At 41.8% G+C, this 16,709-nt stretch carries 15 protein-coding genes; 4 read left to right on the top strand and 11 right to left on the bottom strand.

The window, feature by feature from the left end:
* Window positions 1–352 precede the first annotated feature (352 nt).
* The 11 genes from E1163_RS23585 to E1163_RS23535 all read right to left on the bottom strand — a co-directional run bounded on the left by E1163_RS23585 (window position 353) and on the right by E1163_RS23535 (window position 12,455).
* On the bottom strand, window positions 353–931 hold the full coding sequence (locus tag E1163_RS23585; protein WP_155174968.1) for an NAD(P)H-dependent oxidoreductase: 579 nt from the start codon (window positions 929–931) through the stop codon (window positions 353–355).
* Between the two features lie 68 nt (window positions 932–999).
* Window positions 1,000–1,563 (bottom strand): Crp/Fnr family transcriptional regulator, encoded by a 564-nt coding sequence (locus E1163_RS23580; RefSeq protein WP_155174966.1) that lies wholly within the window; start codon window positions 1,561–1,563, stop codon window positions 1,000–1,002.
* Window positions 1,564–1,598: 35 nt separating this feature from the next.
* A complete protein-coding gene (locus E1163_RS23575) occupies window positions 1,599–2,924 on the bottom strand; it encodes a hypothetical protein (RefSeq protein WP_155174964.1) in 1,326 nt (441 codons plus the stop codon).
* A gap of 29 nt (window positions 2,925–2,953) precedes the next feature.
* Window positions 2,954–5,095 (bottom strand): DUF4836 family protein, encoded by a 2,142-nt coding sequence (locus E1163_RS23570; RefSeq protein ID WP_155174963.1) that lies wholly within the window; start codon window positions 5,093–5,095, stop codon window positions 2,954–2,956.
* 4 nt (window positions 5,096–5,099) lie between these two features.
* Window positions 5,100–5,780, bottom strand: coding sequence for a hypothetical protein (locus E1163_RS23565; protein WP_221418071.1), 681 nt, complete (start codon window positions 5,778–5,780; stop codon window positions 5,100–5,102).
* Between the two features lie 251 nt (window positions 5,781–6,031).
* A complete protein-coding gene (locus tag E1163_RS23560; RefSeq protein ID WP_155174962.1) occupies window positions 6,032–6,493 on the bottom strand; it encodes a hypothetical protein in 462 nt (153 codons plus the stop codon).
* Between the two features lie 15 nt (window positions 6,494–6,508).
* Complete coding sequence (locus tag E1163_RS31720) at window positions 6,509–7,045, bottom strand: DnaJ domain-containing protein (RefSeq protein WP_155174961.1); 537 nt, start codon at window positions 7,043–7,045, stop codon at window positions 6,509–6,511.
* Window positions 7,046–7,162: 117 nt separating this feature from the next.
* Window positions 7,163–9,493 carry a GH92 family glycosyl hydrolase gene (locus tag E1163_RS23550; RefSeq protein WP_155174960.1) on the bottom strand — a complete coding sequence of 777 codons (2,331 nt, stop codon included), beginning with the start codon at window positions 9,491–9,493 and terminating at the stop codon, window positions 7,163–7,165.
* Window positions 9,494–9,600: 107 nt separating this feature from the next.
* Window positions 9,601–10,233, bottom strand: a complete 633-nt coding sequence (locus E1163_RS23545) for a LysE family translocator (RefSeq protein ID WP_155174959.1) — start codon at window positions 10,231–10,233, stop codon at window positions 9,601–9,603.
* A 270-nt stretch (window positions 10,234–10,503) separates the two neighbouring features.
* A complete protein-coding gene (locus E1163_RS23540; protein ID WP_155174958.1) occupies window positions 10,504–10,965 on the bottom strand; it encodes a hypothetical protein in 462 nt (153 codons plus the stop codon).
* A 59-nt stretch (window positions 10,966–11,024) separates the two neighbouring features.
* Window positions 11,025–12,455 (bottom strand): redoxin domain-containing protein, encoded by a 1,431-nt coding sequence (locus tag E1163_RS23535; protein ID WP_185156189.1) that lies wholly within the window; start codon window positions 12,453–12,455, stop codon window positions 11,025–11,027.
* Between the two features lie 242 nt (window positions 12,456–12,697).
* On the opposite strand from E1163_RS23535, the gene gldA reads away from it, so the two are divergent.
* From gldA to E1163_RS23515, 4 genes are all read left to right on the top strand, one after another.
* Window positions 12,698–13,624 (top strand): gliding motility-associated ABC transporter ATP-binding subunit GldA, encoded by a 927-nt coding sequence (gene gldA / locus E1163_RS23530; RefSeq protein WP_155174954.1) that lies wholly within the window; start codon window positions 12,698–12,700, stop codon window positions 13,622–13,624.
* Window positions 13,621–14,349 (top strand): gliding motility-associated ABC transporter permease subunit GldF, encoded by a 729-nt coding sequence (gene gldF, locus E1163_RS23525; protein WP_155174951.1) that lies wholly within the window; start codon window positions 13,621–13,623, stop codon window positions 14,347–14,349. The genes gldA and gldF overlap by 4 nt, the downstream gene beginning before the upstream one ends.
* Window positions 14,343–16,034 (top strand): gliding motility-associated ABC transporter substrate-binding protein GldG, encoded by a 1,692-nt coding sequence (gene gldG, locus E1163_RS23520; RefSeq protein ID WP_155174949.1) that lies wholly within the window; start codon window positions 14,343–14,345, stop codon window positions 16,032–16,034. Before gldF ends, gldG begins: the two co-directional genes overlap by 7 nt.
* Window positions 16,035–16,038: 4 nt before the next feature.
* The coding region (locus tag E1163_RS23515; RefSeq protein WP_155174947.1) for a DUF4340 domain-containing protein at window positions 16,039–16,709 on the top strand (671 nt) is incomplete at its 3' end.

Raw genomic sequence — 16,709 nt, 5'->3', positions numbered from 1 at the left:
AATATTATGTCCTTACAGGACATTAGGCTGCTTTGTCATTAAAATTAATTGCGAATCCTTTTGCCGCGATAGTCCCGTAGGGATAAAATATTTGTAGAAATAGCCATTTAGACCAGATTATCCTGTAGGGTCCAAACAAGCAGGCACTTGAAGTGTGGCCTTATCTTAATAACATTGACAACCCATTAAGGGTAATGACTAGTTGGAGTTGTGCATTCGCGAGGAACGACCCTTGTGAAGTGAGAAATGTTACTGTCAGGGGACAGCAACAGAGGTAGGTTCAGGCGCTGTATGCCTTCAAAAAGGGATGTTTAATAAACACATCCCAATTTGTCCTAATGGGTTGAGCAATTCATTTTAACTTAACTCCCAGTTGATATACCTGCTTTAGCCATTTGTCTCGCTGAGTCTGATCTGAAGTTTTGATAATACCAAAAGAGGACACAGCCACTGGCTTTACACCACAATATTCCAAAGTACTTTTCTTCAACATATTGATGCTGGGACGACCATAGACCAACCAATAGTACCAACCGGGCTGATCCATGGTGGTAATGATCCGGGCAGTTTTACCTTTTAGTAATTTATCCCACCACACGGAGTTTGGCTTGGGCTGATAGGCCATTCCCGGCAGGAATAGCCGGTCAATGAACCCCTTGGCTATGGCTGGCATCCCGCCCCACCACACCGGGTGTACCCAGACGAGGTGATCGGCATCTTTTATCTTCTGCCAGGCGTCAATGAGGTCAGGCTCAAGCTCCATTCTTTTCCGGTAACCATACTGCAGGTTAGGGTTGAAGTCCAGCTCTGATATGATTATTTCAGCAACATTGGCAGACGAATCAAGCGCGCCATTTTTATATGCTTCGGCCAACGCTGTGTTGAAGCTCTCCTTGTCCGGATGTCCGTTGATAATCAGTATGTTTTTCATTCTTATTGTCCTTTTTATTGGTTGGAGCAAAAGTATGGAAGGGATATTTCTTCGTTCAGGACAAATGTCTATAAACTCAACTCTTTACGAATTCGGCTTAAATGACGTGGTGTAATACCAAGGTATGAGGCCAGGTATTGCAGTGGTATGTGCCGGATATAATCAGGATGCTCATTGAGCAACTCTATATACCTTTCATTGGCCTTTTCTTTCTGGTAAGAAAATATCCTTCTCTCCATCTCTACATACTGTTGCTCTGCCAGGTGTCTTAATAATTTCATCCAGTTCAGGCTATTTTCAGACATTCTCTCAATGTCCTCCTTTTTCAGGATCAGGAGATCCGTGCGGGTTAAGGCTTGTATACTTTCAGGGGATTTTTGCCCGGTAATGTATGAGGAGTATGCGGTGGAGAGGTTGTTTTCAAAAGTTATGCAGTAGGTAATTTCTTCACCGTTATCTTTGGTGTAGAAGGATCGTAGAATGCCACTTTTTACAAATGCAATTTCACTGCATATTCTGCCCTCTTTTATAAAATACTCTCCTTTTTTCAATACTCTCACGGTCAGGTGTGGGCTAATCTGACCGAGTTCGTTATCAGAGAGCAGGTTAAAAGAATTGAGATAATTTATCATAACCTTAAAAGCAGCTTGGTTAAAGTTTCGTAAGGTTATTGATTTTTGATCAACTGCATCAAAGCATTAATATTTTTATTTTGGAGCAACAGTTGTCCTTTGATATTAACTGCTTCACCTGCCTTTGATGCATTAATGCTTAAAGTTCTGAGGTTTTTCAGATATTCGCTTTTCACGGGCAAAGGTTTTTCCGAAGCCATACGTTGAAAATTAGCGTAGAGCATAAAAAGGTCCGATGAACCGGCTGATTCAGCTTCAAATTTATCATCGATGTTAGTGAATACTAATTCAGACGCTCCCTTTGCCTTGATATTCATGTCCAGTAGCGGGAAGACAGTTCGGTTAAGCTTATTATTGAGCACAACCTGGTTTTGTTTCAGTACTTCCATCATGTGGCTGGCTTTTCCTCTGACCAGTACTTTTACTCCCGGCACCTGGCTTTCATTCAAAGTTTTAACTTCCACTTTTTCGAAATCATCATTATAGTCATAAGTGATGATGGTGTCATATTGAGTCGCTGTTCCTGCTATTCGAAGGTCGAGGTAGCCTTCATAATCTTTTGCCAGACTGTCTAAAGGAATAGTGATATTGTTGATCTCATACTTTTTCAGGTATTGCACGGGCACATAGCCGGCCAGGCTAACATGGATCGAAGAGCTGGTATCCGGTTTTGCCAAAGACGAGGTTGATGGGAGCTCGATTTGCGGTGTAAGGTTCAGTAGTCCTGACAAAGTCACCGTGCCATTGTCAAAATCTACATTGGTGATGTTTTGACCTTGCATAATTACGGCATCGCCATCAGCATCTTTTAGCGCGGTAATGGTTTCGCTGCCGGTATCTATGGTTTTGTTTTGAAAAAGGATCTCCTCCAGCGTAGTTTGTACGTCCTTACTGTTGAATGTGTAAGCAAGGACTATCCTCTGGTGGTCAAACGCAATTTGTACCTTCCTGTCGTCAGAAGCCGCATAGCTATATTTTTCAGAAGTTGTAAAGCTGGTGATATCCAGGTTTTTTTGAATATATGATTTCAGGGCTGATGAGTCGTTTACTTTTAAAGTAGTGTAAAAAGTTTTTAAGTCGCCTTTGAGGGTGTACGCGAAAAGGTTTGCCGGTAGCGTAAACCCTCTGCCGCTGTCCTCATCTTCATCGGCAGACACACTGTCTTCTTCCGAAGGTTTAAAATAATAGGAAGGATTGGCAAGGGTGTTTAAGGCTATTTTCCTGATCAACTGATCGCTGTTGACCTTAATGATCAGATCAGCTTCTTCGTGGATCATACCGTGATAGGAGTCATACTGACGGTACTTTAAAAAGCCATAAAAAACGAAGAGCAGCAGTAGTACCACTACTGCTGCTCTCATTGTAAATTTTAAAAAACCTGATCTGCTCATTAATCTTTTGCGTGTTCAATAAAATTTAAAAAGTAGGATATCGTGTTTTTATGGTTGGCAGGTACTTTCATAACCAACTCACTGTGCATCTTTTTATTTTTAATCTTAGATGATTTCAAGTAAAAATCCGATGCATTTTCCAAAGCATACTTAACAAACTCCATATTAGGCAGATTAGTATCAAGCGGAAAATCTTTTCCGAATTTTTTTCCATTGAAGAAGGCTGAAAAATTACCCTGTTTGATCATTTTTTTATGCTTACCGGATAGTTTGGCAGTATACCTGTCATTTACAATGTCTCCCATGTCCTGAGCAGATGTGCTGAGGAAAAAGATATCGTTTTTGATAGCAAAGTACAGGTCTAATGGCAGGTCACGTTCCTTATGGAGTATCTTGTAATAACCATTTTCAGCTACGGCCATTTCTTTCTTAACCAGGTAGTTTATAAGCTTATTAGTAAGATCAATTTCTTTGGTAGATGCCATAAAAACGAAATCAGGAAGCTTTTCCTTTTTTGTTTTTTCTACAGCCGTGTAATTGTAATCTTCATCATACTCATAATCAGTATACGTTATTTCCTTTTCGTTAATACCTGTGAAAGCCAGTATGGCATCTCCTTTAATGAGTTCAGCTACGGCTTCTTCATCGAGAAGCAATGAAAAAAGATCAACACCAATAGCTATTTCATCCTGCATTTTGCCCTCAAGTAGTGGGCCGTAAGTGCTGGTCATGAGTTTAGGATACTCCTCAAGCGTATTCTTGATGTTTACATTGTAGCTGATATATCCTAAAAATTTATCTTCGTTAAGATATTTAAAGAATTTTGAGTTGATCTTTTGGTCACCCATTCGCTCATATATATCGGCGAAGTCGCCACTCAAACCCATGTCCATACTAATGCGTGCCTGCTGTCCTTCCAGGTAAAGATTAGCAGATAATTCGCCATAGCCGCCCATCATTTCGTCTACACTTTTAGGATATCCTTTAAAAGCGGTATACATGCCAGAGTATATTTGTGACATGGTGTTGCCGAAGTGATCATTCCAAACGTTTATCACTGCCTTGCTATCAAACTGAGCTTTGTACTGCTTATTGCTCAGGATAGATTTTGGTGCAGGTAGCATGGCATGATGCAGCGCATACTCCGTCCAGCGTGACCCCAGTACTTTTTTCTCTTCGTAGTAATCAAGGATGGTCACCGGGCTGTAGTCGTATTGACTTTCGTAGATTTTAAAAGACTTGCTCGAGTAAGTTGCGTCTTCAATGAGTTTGAGTGCACGGTCTCTGTCTTTCTGTTCCTTAAAGTTGGAAACCGCCTGCTTCAGGAAGTAGACCCGGTTGGAGATAAAGCTGTCCAGGTTCTCAGGGTCAGGATTGCTGATGCTGTCCACCTCGGCAACATAGTCTTTAAGCTGGTCTACCTGCGTTTGCAACTGTTCTAATATATCAGGATTATTATTTTGGGCAGCCACTTTCAGGTCTTCGGAGAAATAATAATAATTGCTGGCGTAAAGGTGAAGTGAATAGTTGTACAGGTAAGGCAGGTCATCATAAGTAAACTCCTGGGTTGGTTCTTCAGTAGCTTCTACAGTTTCTACTGTTGCCTCTTCTTCTGTGGCTTCTACTACCTCAGCATTTTCTGCCAGTTCAGCTTGAATTGATGAAAAGTCGTAGTCAACAAAGTAAGCTGCATTATAATTACCCAACACGAAAACCATTTTGTTGTTGTCCCAGGCAGCATATGCACTGTTGTCAATTTTGGTGTACTTGTAGTTGCCTTTTTGCTTAATTTCTTTGTCTTTATATACCTGCTCCAGGAACTGCGATTGTTTAAGGGGTGCAAGCATTACTGTATAAGAAAGGCTGTCATTTTGCTCAAAATAGAAGTATGTAATAGCCTTAGTATTGATTCCAATATCTTCGATAGAAGAAAGCTCCTGTTCGGTTTTTTTAGAAAAGGCCTTTAGCATTTCTTTTCCCAGCTTTGAGTCGTCCAGCTCAGAGATAGTTACCGACTCTAAAAGCTTGCTGCCGTCGATGCTGCCTACAAAGGAGGCATTGGCAGGAATATGATCTCTGAGGTCTTGTGCCTGGATTACCGAAAAACTGATGAAGGCACAGATAAGTAAAAAGTATTTCATGTTGCTATTTTAGTTGTATTTTGTTTGTAAGATTGATATTTCCGTTAATTACATCCAGCGCAGAAGCTCTCAGCATTACAGCTTTTTTTGATTTTGATATTTTTGCGGCGGTATTGGAAGAAGCTGCTACCTCGTTTTCAAATCTGAATATTGAAGTGTAAGACGCATCGTCAAAAACTTTCTTGTCATCATTTTTTAGTTTTTCATATTCAGCTTTAGCCTCAGGTTTATACGTATAATTTTTTGAGAAGGTCTTTTTTACGGCATTAAAATCGTAAGACACCAGTAAGGGCTTGAATTTCAGGTTTTTGGTGATTTCCTGAAGCAGGTTGTCAATATTATTTACAGACTTGAATTGGCAGCTTATGGAGAATACATAATTGTCAAAATCTGCCTTCTTGCTGACGTTGGAGATGCCCTCAGAGTTCTTTAAATAATTTACAGCTTCGTTAAGAGCGTGCTCGATATCTTCACGGGCAGGTACTTTATGGCCGTTGACACTATCAAGCAGCATGATGGAGGCAAGCTTTGTTTTGCTCTTGCTCAGGTTGGCCGTGAGCGTTATGTCACCCGAGCCGTCAGCATTAACAGTGATCTCATCGATGATGTCAAAGCAGGAAGTAAGCGTACTCAAAAGCACAAAAATGGATAAAACTGATAACTTTCTTTTAATAGTGCCTGTCATGAAAAATGGTTTTGTGTATAGTTTTTAGTAACTCAGTCTTTTTATACACAAAGAGCAGAAAGTGTAAACGCTTTTATTTCGACTCTTTATCAAATCGGGCACAAATCTAAAATAGATATTTGATTATCGAACAATTATTTACAGTAATTTTAATATTTCTGAAGAAGTTTACGATTGATATACTCCAGGTAGAACGTTTTGGAGAGATGAGCATTCTAATGAATTACCTTGCATATTTATTGGATCGAAGTTTAAGACTTCTCTGGTTTTATATGCATCAAGATTTCCTGAGTTAACTTAATGCCATTTTCAAAGTCGGAATGCGTACTAAACGCAAAATCAAAATATACCTGAACATTATCATCTGTAGTAATTATTTTTTTTGCTCGATAAGCCCTAAGAGTAGCAAGTAATACCTGCTTTTGTCTGTCTTTATAGTTGTTTTTAATGAAGCCCAAGGTGCGTTTGTCTGAAACTTCTAGAGAAGCAATAACTGATTTTAAATGAATTGTCTTTATCACTTGCGTGCGATAGCGGTTCAATCCGCTAGTGCTTTTCACAATCTGGCTATTTATTTCTAACTTTTGATCTGGCAATATCAAATGATAGGTGGTTTTTACACCGTATAGGTAGTTTGAGTCTGTTACTTTTAGTTCTAAGCCATTTTGTTGTGCAAATGCTTTCCAGCTTTCATCAATTAATTTCCAACTCATAAATGCTCAAAACTATTATTTATAATTTTCAAAATAAGGAGTTACCCCCTTATGCAATGCTCTTGCTAATGTATAAAAATGAGAACTTATCAATACAAATAAAATGCACCCAAGAGCGTAGCTGGTGTCACCCGTCACTATCAGGGCAAACAGTGGAGATAAAAACAGCGCAATTGAAACGGTGTACACCAGATAGATTATAGCGTATGAAAAGTACTTCACGGGATTATAATACCAGGTCTTTTTAAAAGCATCATTCTGCTTTCTGAAAGCTTCGAACTGCATTCTTGCATACTGTTGTGCTCTTTCTCGACGGAGTTCCTCTTTGCTCTTGATTGTATCTTCAAAGTCTGTATAAGAAGTCTCCTTTTTTGGAGTGAAGCCTTGCATAAGATACTGATAGGCTTCAGAGATTTCAATAAACATTTCCTCAGCATTCTCTTCAGTGCTAATGTCAGGATGATACTTTTTTGCCAGTTTTCTGTATGCATTTTTAATTGCACTCTTTGATGCACCTTCCCTTATTTCAAGAATGTTGTGGTAAACACTCATAAACCAATCTAGTATGAAATTATTGTATAACCGTTTTACATAAGATACATCTTCATGAATAGGCAAAAGTAACTCCGGAATCCTTTTTGATCAAAAGTCTTGTTTGTCAACGAAAGCTCATTTTCCAGCCTTATCCGTCATCTCAAACACAATCTCACCACCATTCATGATGTGCTCATGGGTTAGCATTGAGCCATCAAGTTTTTCTCCATTCACGGTGACCCCGGAAACATACACGTTTTCTTTACTTTGATTGTTAGCTTTGATTTTCAGCGTTTTGCCATTACCCAGCTTTAGAGTTGCTTCTTTTACCAGAGGGCTTCCCAAGGCATAGTAAGGTGAGCCGGGAGTGACCGGGTAGAAACCCAGGCTACTGAAAATATACCAGGCACTCATTTGTCCGGCATCATCATTTCCGCATAAGCCTTCAACCGTTGGGGCATACATGGTATTCATAATCATACGCACACGTGCCTGTGTTTTCTCAGGGTGGCCCGTCCAGTTATACAAGTAGGGGATATGGTGGCCGGGTTCATTCCCATGTACATAGTTGCCAATAATGCCATCGCGGGTGATATCCTCATGCTTCTCTATATGCTTGTCATCAATTTCCATGGTGAAGAGCGAATCCAGATGCTCTGTAAAGCGGTCTTTGCCACCCATCATAGTGATCATGGTATCAATGTTTTGAGGTACATACAGACCATAATTCCAGGCGTTGCCTTCGATGAAACCCTGGCCGTGGGTATCCATCGGGTCAAAGTTTTTCCTGAAAGTACCATCAGCAAGCTTGGGCCGCATATAGCCGGTGTTGTGGTCATACACGTTTTTGTAGTATTCTGACCGACCCATAAATTCCTTTTCCACATCGCCATGTCCTGTTTTACTGGCCATCTGAGCAATGCACCAGTCATTATAAGCATATTCCAGCGTTTTGGATACGGAAGAGTGGCTTTTATCATCAGGTACATATTTATAAGCAATATAATCTCCCAACCCATCGAAATACTTAACGTTCGCCGTATTTACCGATGCCTGCAATGCCCGGTCATGATCAAAGTCACCGACATTTTTTGCCATGGCATCTGCTATTACAGACGTAGCATGATAGCCGATCATGCACCAGTTCTCATTGGCATAGTGGCTCCATATCGGCAACATGTGGTGCACACTCTGGTCGTGGTGCGCCAGCATGGACTTGATCATATCGTTGTTGCGGTCGGCCTGTATGATGTTGAAAAGCGGGTGGAGCGCACGGTAGGTATCCCAAAGGGAGAAGATAGTATAGTTGGTGAAACCCTCGGATTGATGAATATTCTGATCGAGCCCTCTGTATTGTCCGTCTACATCTTCGTATAGAATAGGAGAGAGGCAGGTATGATATAGTGCCGTGTAGAAATTTATTTTATCACCTTCCGTTAAAGTGTTCACTTCAATTTTGGATAGCTCAGTGTTCCATTTAGCCTTGGTCTCTTCTTTTACTTTATCAAAATCCCAGTGAGGTACCTCAGCCTGCAAATTTTTCATTGCTCCGGCAGTGCTTACGGGTGAAAGGGCAAATTTGACCATGATCTTTTCACCTGCTGACGTATTGAAGTTGAAATACGCGCGAATATCCTTTCCCGCCATTTCAGGGAAATTCTCAGCCTGGTCAAAGCGCCTGTAGAAACCATCGTATTTGATTTCATCATATTTATTATGTCCGTAGCTCGTGAAAGGCTTGGAAAACTGCATGGCAAAGAAGACTTTTTTAGTTCGTGCCCACCCCTTGGTTTGGCGGTAACCTGTTATTAAAGAATCGTTTTCTACCCTGATAAACGTCCATACATTTTTATTGTCATGATGATAAACATTATAAACCAGGTCTAAAATGATACGGGCTTCTTCGGATTCAGGGAAAGTATATTGATGAAAGCCAACCCTTTCCGTAGCTGTTAGCTCGGCCTGGATGCCGTAACTGTCCAGGTCCACTTTGTAATATCCAGGCCGGGCTTCTTCTTTGTCATGGCTAAAAGTGGAGTAGAAGCCCTTTCCTCCTTTTTCGGTGGCAAGAGGATCAAGTATCAGTGGGCCCGTTGTTGGCATCACCAGGAAATCCCCCAGGTCGGAGTGGCCGGTGCCGCTAAAGTTGGTATGAGCAAAACCTATAATGGTGGAATCGCGATACTGGTAGCCGGCGCAGTATTCATACGTTTTGCGGTTGTATTCGTTATTGTCATTAAACATCACTTCAAAATTGGTCTGAGGGCTAAGTTGTACCATGCCAAAAGGTGCGGTGGCACCCGGAAATACGTGACCCATCTTACTGGTTCCGATTAGCGGGTTAACATACTGGGTATAATCAGTTTGAGAACTTTCAGCGACCTCAGCAGGAGTGACTTCAGTATTTGTTTTATTACATGCCAGGAAAAAAATTGTTGCGGCTAATATTAAAATCTGCTTTTTCATTTGTTGCCCGGGATTGAATTAGGGGTTAAAAGATAGTTTTTTATAATATAGATACCGGCCAACCTTTAGAGTGTACCGGTTAAGTCTGTACATGAGTATAATGGCTGTTATTTTTCGGATAAGGCCAGCTTTATGCCCAGCATAATAAATATGCCGCCGGTGACTCTGTCCAGCCAGGTCTTTATTTTGTAATTCCTTCTTATCCTGTCCGATAGCCTGGAAGCAAACAGTGCCAGGGACAGACACCAGATCGTGCCGGTGCATAGAAAGGTAAGGCCCAGGACGAGAAAAGAAAGAGAACTTTGAGCGTAATTGGGGTCGATAAACTGAGGCAAAAAGGCCAGGAAGAATAAGGCAACCTTAGGGTTTAAAATATTGGTCAATATTCCCGACATATATATCCGTTTATTACCCACATGCTCAGCCTTGGTTTCTAATTCTAATTGCCCTTTCGTTTTAAAACCTAGCGATTTCACGCCAAGATAGATCAGGTATGCGGCTCCTAAATACTTCACGATCATAAAAGCCATGGCTGACTTGGCCAGTATGATAGATAAACCCAATGTTGCAAATATCACATGGAAGATTGCTCCGGTTGAAATCCCCAGTGCTGATAAAATCCCAGCCTTTTTGCCCTGGGATATGGCCCTGCCCAGGATGTACATGGTGTCTGCTCCGGGAGTAAGGTTCAGTAGGATGCCTGCAATTAAAAATGTTTCAAAGTTGATAATTCCGAACATAGCTATGGGGCTTGATTGTGCCTTAGGTCTTGTGCAACTTTAATGAAGCATAGCTGCTTCCTAACCGGTACTGCTCAAGAAGGCTGTTTTATAATGGGTGAATCTAATATAATAAGATGAACAATGGAACGTGGATGTGAGATTTTTATTTCACGGAACAGACCTCCAAGGTTTTCAAAAACCTTGGAGGTCTGAAGATCAAAAAAAACCGGAGTGCATGAGCTGCCCCGGTTATAATATCATTTATGAATTTAAACGAATGAGTATTTTTTATGCTACCCGCTCTCTGCCTGCTTCCATTACGGCATACTGCTTCATTTTTTTGAAGTCATCTTCATTCATGGTTTCTATGGCAGTGCCGCTGGTTTCCAGTGAGTAATTCCCCTCATTTTCCCACCAGGTGCGGGCATGCTTTCGTGCTTCTTCCTTGTTTACCTCAAAAAGCTGAATGTACGAATCAGAGATCATCCATGACTTGTCCTGGGTACTGTATTTTTCAAAGATCATGTTCCGCATCTGGGTTGCAGTTGCGTCCTGATTTTTGAAATGAGAGATGGTGTATGACATGGTTTCAGGCTCAGTCATTACATTGTCCCAGAATTTTTTTGACGATACGATCTGCGAAGTTGTAAGAAGATAACCAAAGCCATTTTCTACCGGCTCTTTGCTTATGTCGCATTTGGCTTTAAAGACTTTCTTCTTTTTGCCGAAAAGATTGGATATAAAAGACATAGTGTTGTTATTTAAGTTGTTGACCTATTTTTTGAACGTGTGTAGTTACAAAAAGTTTTTTAATTCTCCTCTTTTCTCAGGGCTTCCATTTTCTCATACCGGGTCAGGAAGTCCTCTAACTTTTCAGCCGGCACCTTCTTCGCAATGATTTTTTTCTTCTCATCCAGTACATAAATGGTAGGAGTGGTGAAGGCATCGTAGAGCTTTTGGTAATGCTCGGTATAAGTTCTGGGGCCGTTTACAGTAACCCATGGTTCGAGATGCATGTCTTTGATGTATTTCTTCATTTTTACCATAGAGGTATCTGCTGACACGGCAAACACGCTCACATCGAATGAAGTATCATCCGTAAACTGCTTTAGTTTAGGAGTTTCCTTTTTGCAATGCCCACAATCCGGGTCGTAGAAGTAAATTACTGTGTATTTATTCTTCAAGTCATACAGCGACTTGGCCTGCAGGTTTTCATCCAGCATAATAAGGTTAGGAGCCTTCATACCCAACAAGCTCAGTCTGAGTTGGTCAGCGCGCTCTTTAAGGTTCTTCTTTAGCTGGTCATTGGCCCAGTAGTCCATATCACCGGAGGCAAAATAGCGGTCGTAAATATTTACAAACACCTCGTCCAGCCCCATGATTTCAGGGTTCTGATACTTTACAGTTACCATCCAGATGAAATATTTATAGGTATCCTTGTTGGCTTTGGTTACATCTGCCAACTGGTTAATAGCGTTGGTTAGCGTATCAGGATGCTGGATCAGCAGCTTGTCCAGATAGTCTTCGACCCGTTTTTTGTAAACAGGTTCAGATAATCTGATCATGGCCGGGTCGGCCAGGTCAAAATTGTCCCAGTAATGGGTTTTATAATAACGATAGCTGAAAGTAGAGTCAATCTTTCCATTGTCAAGTACCGGAGGTTCGGGTACATCAATTTTCTTATTGGCATTAAATATCTTCGTCAGCAGGCTTTCAGGGTACTTACCGATCAGTTCGTCCTGATGGGCCATCACTTTTTTGTTGAGTTTTTCCAGTTCAGCTCTTGCAGCGGATTTGGAGGCTTCCGAACTGGTGCTATCCCTAAGTACCGTTACATACGGCTGAGCCTCTTCATTGCGCGCGCTATTGTAAAGCAGATTGGCAAAAAATACTTCATTTTCCACATCACCACTTACCTTCATATTAGCGACATATTCCGGGTGCTTTGTTTGCATGCTAAACTGCTGGTCATCACTGATCAGGATGTCAAACAACCTGGTTTTGTTCAACACAATAAAATAAACACCTTCCTCCAAAGGCTTTTTCCCTGCAAAAGCAAACTCTCCGTTTTTCCCGACACGGGCAGTGTCTTTTACATAGGTGCTTTCACCAAAAAAGTTGCCCAGGTAAACCGTTGTGTCAGCCAGGCCTTCTATTTTGAATTTGAGATCATAACCTTTTTGGGCATAAACAGAGCTGCCCATAAGGATTAATAGTGTGTAAAACAGGAGTTTCTTCATCTGCATCTTTTTTCAAACCAATGCAAAAATTATCAACATATGGTTATAGCACAAAGTTCTTTAACAAAAATTTTGCCCTTGAGCAGAATCTGATGTCGTGTTACAAATTACAAAGGCCGCTTCACTTAATTCATGGGCCTGAATTAATGAAGTTTTTATTATACGGATGAATACGTCCTTTCAACTAAAAAAATGTTGCCATAGTTGTATCAACTTAATAGTTTTGCCGTTCAACTAACGCTATGTCGATAAAGGTCAAAAATTTAACCAAGGTATTCGGGACGCAAAAGGCCATCGATAATATCTCTTTTAATGTTCAAGAAGGCGAAATTCTCGGTTTTCTGGGGCCTAATGGTGCCGGAAAATCGACGACAATGAAAATCGCCACATGCTATCTGCCGCCCGATGAAGGTGTGGTGGAAGTCAGTGGGTACGATGTCGTTGAACAATCTATGGAGGTGAGAAAGCAAATTGGGTATCTTCCCGAGCATAATCCGCTCTATCTGGAAATGTATGTACGGGAATACCTGGGGTTTATAGGTAAGCTCCATGGCTTAAAAGGAGCCGGTCTAAAGGGCAAAGTTGACGAGATGGTACAGCTTACCGGACTCACCCGCGAACAAAACAAGAAAATAGAAGCCCTGTCTAAAGGCTACCGGCAGCGTGTAGGGCTTGCGCAGGCCCTGATCCATGACCCAAAGGTGCTCATCCTGGACGAGCCAACAACAGGTCTTGATCCCAACCAGATCATCGAGATCAGAAACCTGATCAAAAACATCAGCCGTGATAAAACAGTGATATTCTCCACCCACATTATGCAGGAAGTCCAGGCCCTATGCGACCGCGTGGTGGTGATCAACAAAGGTAAAATTGTGGCGGATGATGCCATAGGCCAGCTAAAGACATCACAAACGAAGGTCAGGATTATAACAGCAGAGTTTTCGGAAAATGTGGAGACTGACAGACTCAAAACTATTGAAGGAGTATTAAGCGTAGAAGCCGGGGCTAATAATAAATACATTATTAAAACTGATGCAGCCACCGATGCCCGGCCGGCGATATTCAAGTTTGCCTCGGACAGTGGCCTCACGCTCCTTGGGCTGCACCAGGAAGAAGTAACCATGGAAAATGTGTTTCAGGAGCTTACCAGAAAGGAGGAAGGCGAATGATCCAGGTGTTTGTGAAAGAGCTAAACAGCTTCCTCAATTCCCTGATAGCCTATATTGTCATTAGTGTATTCCTTACCGGTATAGGCCTGCTAATGTGGGTGTTTCCCGAAACATCGGTACTGGAATACGGCTATGCGGATATGGAGACCTTATTCTCCCTCGGGCCATATGTTTTTATGTTTTTAATACCGGCGATCACCATGCGGATGTTTGCCGAAGAGAAGAAAGCAGGGACTATTGAGCTTTTGATCACTAAACCACTCACTGATTGGGAGATTATTTTTGGTAAGTACTTATCAGGCTTTGCCCTGGTGGTTTTTTCCATCATACCCACACTTATTTACTACTGGTCTGTTTACCAGTTGGGCAATCCTGTCGGGAATATTGACACAGCCGGGGTTATGGGGTCCTATATTGGTCTGATCCTGCTGGGTGGAGTATTTACAGCCATCGGGATTTTTTCTTCAGCCATCAGTACTAACCAGATCGTGTCATTTATCATCGCGGTTTTCTTTTGCTTCATAGTTTACTCCGGCTTTGAGTCCATAGCGGCTATCAATGACTGGGGTTCTTTTTCTTCATTTATTGAGCAGCTCGGTATTCTTTACCACTATGATGCCATGAGCAAAGGCCTGGTCGATACACGCGATGTGATCTATTTTCTTAGCGTCATTGCCGTGATGTTATTATCAACAAAACTGATATTGAGCAGCAGAAAATGGTAAACCTGAAAAGCAGAAAATTAGAGTCATTCCTTCGCTTCTTTATTGGAGTGGTAGCCGTGGTACTGCTCAACGTACTTGCATCTGCATATTTCCACCGGTTTGACCTGACCGAAGAGGGAAGGTACTCCATCAAAGAGCCAACTAAAGAAATGCTGCGTGAGCTGGATGACGTGGTTTATGTAGAAGTGTATCTTGACGGAGAACTCAACGCAGGTTTTAAGCGGCTGCAACGGTCTATCAGAGAAACTTTGGAAGAATTTCGGGTATATTCCGGGGACAACATCCAATACACCTTCAATGATCCGAGTGCTGCCATGAGTGAGAAGGCGAGAGGGGAATTTATGAGAGCATTGATGGCAAAAGGTATACAACCTACAAATATTATTGATGAGCAGAATGGTAACAGGGTGGAGAAGCTTGTCTTCCCGGGCGCCATTGTTTCTTATGGAGGTGCCGAAGCCGGTGTAATGCTGTTAAAGGGGAATAAGGCGGCCACCGCAGAAGAAAAACTTAATCAATCCATAGAAGGTATCGAGTACGAACTGGCATCTGCTATCAGAGGGCTGACTAGTCTTGAAAGAAAGAAAATAGCACTGGTTAAAGGACATGATGAGCTGGATTCCCTTGAAATGGCCAGCTTTGCCACTGCCCTGGCTGATCTGTACGATCTGGGCGTAGAAAACCTTCAGGCAGCTCCACAGGGGTATGATGCACTGATCATTGCCAAGCCGACCAAGGCATTTTCTGAGAGCGAGAAATATCATCTGGATCAGTATCTGATGAATGGCGGCAAGGTGTTGATGCTATTAGATAAGTTGCAGGCAAACATGGATAGTGCCTCGGCAGCATTTAACTATGCCTTTCCTTATAACCTCAATATAGATGACCAACTGTTTAAGTACGGTATCAGGATCAACAGCGACCTGATCATGGATAACAATGCTGCAGGTTACCCTGTAGTAGTGGGTAATATGGGAGATCAGCCCCAGATCAAACTACAAAACTGGCCTTTTTATCCTATTATAAACCGGTTTTCCGATCACGCTATTACGCGGAACATGGATGCCGTTCTGCTCAGGTTTGGCAGTACTATGGATACCATCAAGTCCCCCGGCGTTACAAAGATCCCACTCATGTTTACCTCACAATATACTCGGGTAGTTTCTGCACCAGTTAATGTCTCGGTACAAGATCTGAGAGCCAATATGAGTGCAGAGAAGTTTAATCAACAACATTTGCCCACCGCCTACCTGCTGGAAGGAAAATTTGAGTCGCTATATAAAAATCGTTTTAGGCCTGAAAATATTGACGATTCTAATTTTATTGAAAATGCCGGAGCAGGAGCTAAATTGCTGGTGGTAAGTGACGGAGATATTGCACGAAATGAAATAAATACCCGAACAAATTCACCGCAGCCACTGGGCTTTTACCCCTTTGCCCAAAATACTTTTGCCAATCAGGATTTTCTGATGAACGCTGTTGCTTACCTTATAGATGATGAAGGTATTATTACAGCAAGGAATAAAGAAATAAAGATAAGACCTTTAAATAAGGTCAAAATAAGCAATGAAAAAACAAAATGGCAGATCATCAATATGGTTGTGCCTGTTTTATTGCTCATCGTCTATGGTGTGGTAAGGTTCTACTGGAGAAAAAAGAAGTATACCGGTTTTGGTACCGACTAGACTTATGCAAAAGAAAAGAAACATTAAACTTATTTTTGTTCTGATTGCCCTTACACTTTCGGCGGTGTCGGCCTATTTTGTGACCCGGCCAGCCGACCAGTTAAAAGTAAGCAGGGATATTTTTTCATACGAAGACCCTGCTGCTATTGATAAGGTGGTATTTTCAGGGGCTTCCGGCGAACATCAACTGACCTTTGCGGGCGGTAGCTGGCAGATAGGGGAGGAGTACAAGGCTGACCCTCAAAGGGTGAGCGTCCTGTTTGCTATTCTGAAACAGATGCGGGTGAGAAGAAAGGTTTCCAGACAGCAGGAGGAGATGATTGCAGAAAAGCTGAAAGAAGCTGGTACCAAGGTCACTTTTTATGAAGGTGATAAAGCGGTACACGAATTCTATGTTTGGGGTGATGAGGAGAGCGGACTGACCTACTTGGCAGAAAAACCCGGAGACCAGGCTTATATTGTTGAAATACCTGGCTACAGAAGCTTTCTGGCAGGCATCTACCAACTGGATAGAAATGGCTGGCGAGACCCGCTTGTATTTACCCTTAACTGGTCAAACCTTAGCAATGTCAAAGTGGTATACCCTGATAATGAAGGACTTGGTTTCTCAGTTGAATATGCCGATCGTTTTTATGCCATTCCGGAAATACCACAAACCGACTCTACTAAGCTGAC

Source organism: Fulvivirga kasyanovii, assembly GCF_009711405.1.
Taxonomy (GTDB): Bacteria; Bacteroidota; Bacteroidia; order Cytophagales; family Cyclobacteriaceae; genus Fulvivirga; species Fulvivirga kasyanovii.
This window is presented reverse-complemented; position numbering and strand designations above follow the sequence as displayed.

What these genes read in the sequence shown, in the direction of transcription:
- E1163_RS23535 (WP_185156189.1), bottom strand. Translation starts at nt 12,455, where the DNA reads ATGAAGAAACTCCTGTTTTACACACTATTAATCCTTATGGGCAGCTCT.
- E1163_RS23545 (WP_155174959.1), bottom strand. Translation starts at nt 10,233, where the DNA reads ATGTTCGGAATTATCAACTTTGAAACATTTTTAATTGCAGGCATCCTA.
- E1163_RS31720 (WP_155174961.1), bottom strand. Translation starts at nt 7,045, where the DNA reads ATGAGTGTTTACCACAACATTCTTGAAATAAGGGAAGGTGCATCAAAG.
- E1163_RS23560 (WP_155174962.1), bottom strand. Translation starts at nt 6,493, where the DNA reads ATGAGTTGGAAATTAATTGATGAAAGCTGGAAAGCATTTGCACAACAA.
- E1163_RS23540 (WP_155174958.1), bottom strand. Translation starts at nt 10,965, where the DNA reads ATGTCTTTTATATCCAATCTTTTCGGCAAAAAGAAGAAAGTCTTTAAA.
- gldF (WP_155174951.1), top strand. Translation starts at nt 13,621, where the DNA reads ATGATCCAGGTGTTTGTGAAAGAGCTAAACAGCTTCCTCAATTCCCTG.
- E1163_RS23585 (WP_155174968.1), bottom strand. Translation starts at nt 931, where the DNA reads ATGAAAAACATACTGATTATCAACGGACATCCGGACAAGGAGAGCTTC.
- E1163_RS23565 (WP_221418071.1), bottom strand. Translation starts at nt 5,780, where the DNA reads ATGACAGGCACTATTAAAAGAAAGTTATCAGTTTTATCCATTTTTGTG.
- gldA (WP_155174954.1), top strand. Translation starts at nt 12,698, where the DNA reads ATGTCGATAAAGGTCAAAAATTTAACCAAGGTATTCGGGACGCAAAAG.
- E1163_RS23575 (WP_155174964.1), bottom strand. Translation starts at nt 2,924, where the DNA reads ATGAGAGCAGCAGTAGTGGTACTACTGCTGCTCTTCGTTTTTTATGGC.
- gldG (WP_155174949.1), top strand. Translation starts at nt 14,343, where the DNA reads ATGGTAAACCTGAAAAGCAGAAAATTAGAGTCATTCCTTCGCTTCTTT.
- E1163_RS23580 (WP_155174966.1), bottom strand. Translation starts at nt 1,563, where the DNA reads ATGATAAATTATCTCAATTCTTTTAACCTGCTCTCTGATAACGAACTC.
- E1163_RS23550 (WP_155174960.1), bottom strand. Translation starts at nt 9,493, where the DNA reads ATGAAAAAGCAGATTTTAATATTAGCCGCAACAATTTTTTTCCTGGCA.
- E1163_RS23570 (WP_155174963.1), bottom strand. Translation starts at nt 5,095, where the DNA reads ATGAAATACTTTTTACTTATCTGTGCCTTCATCAGTTTTTCGGTAATC.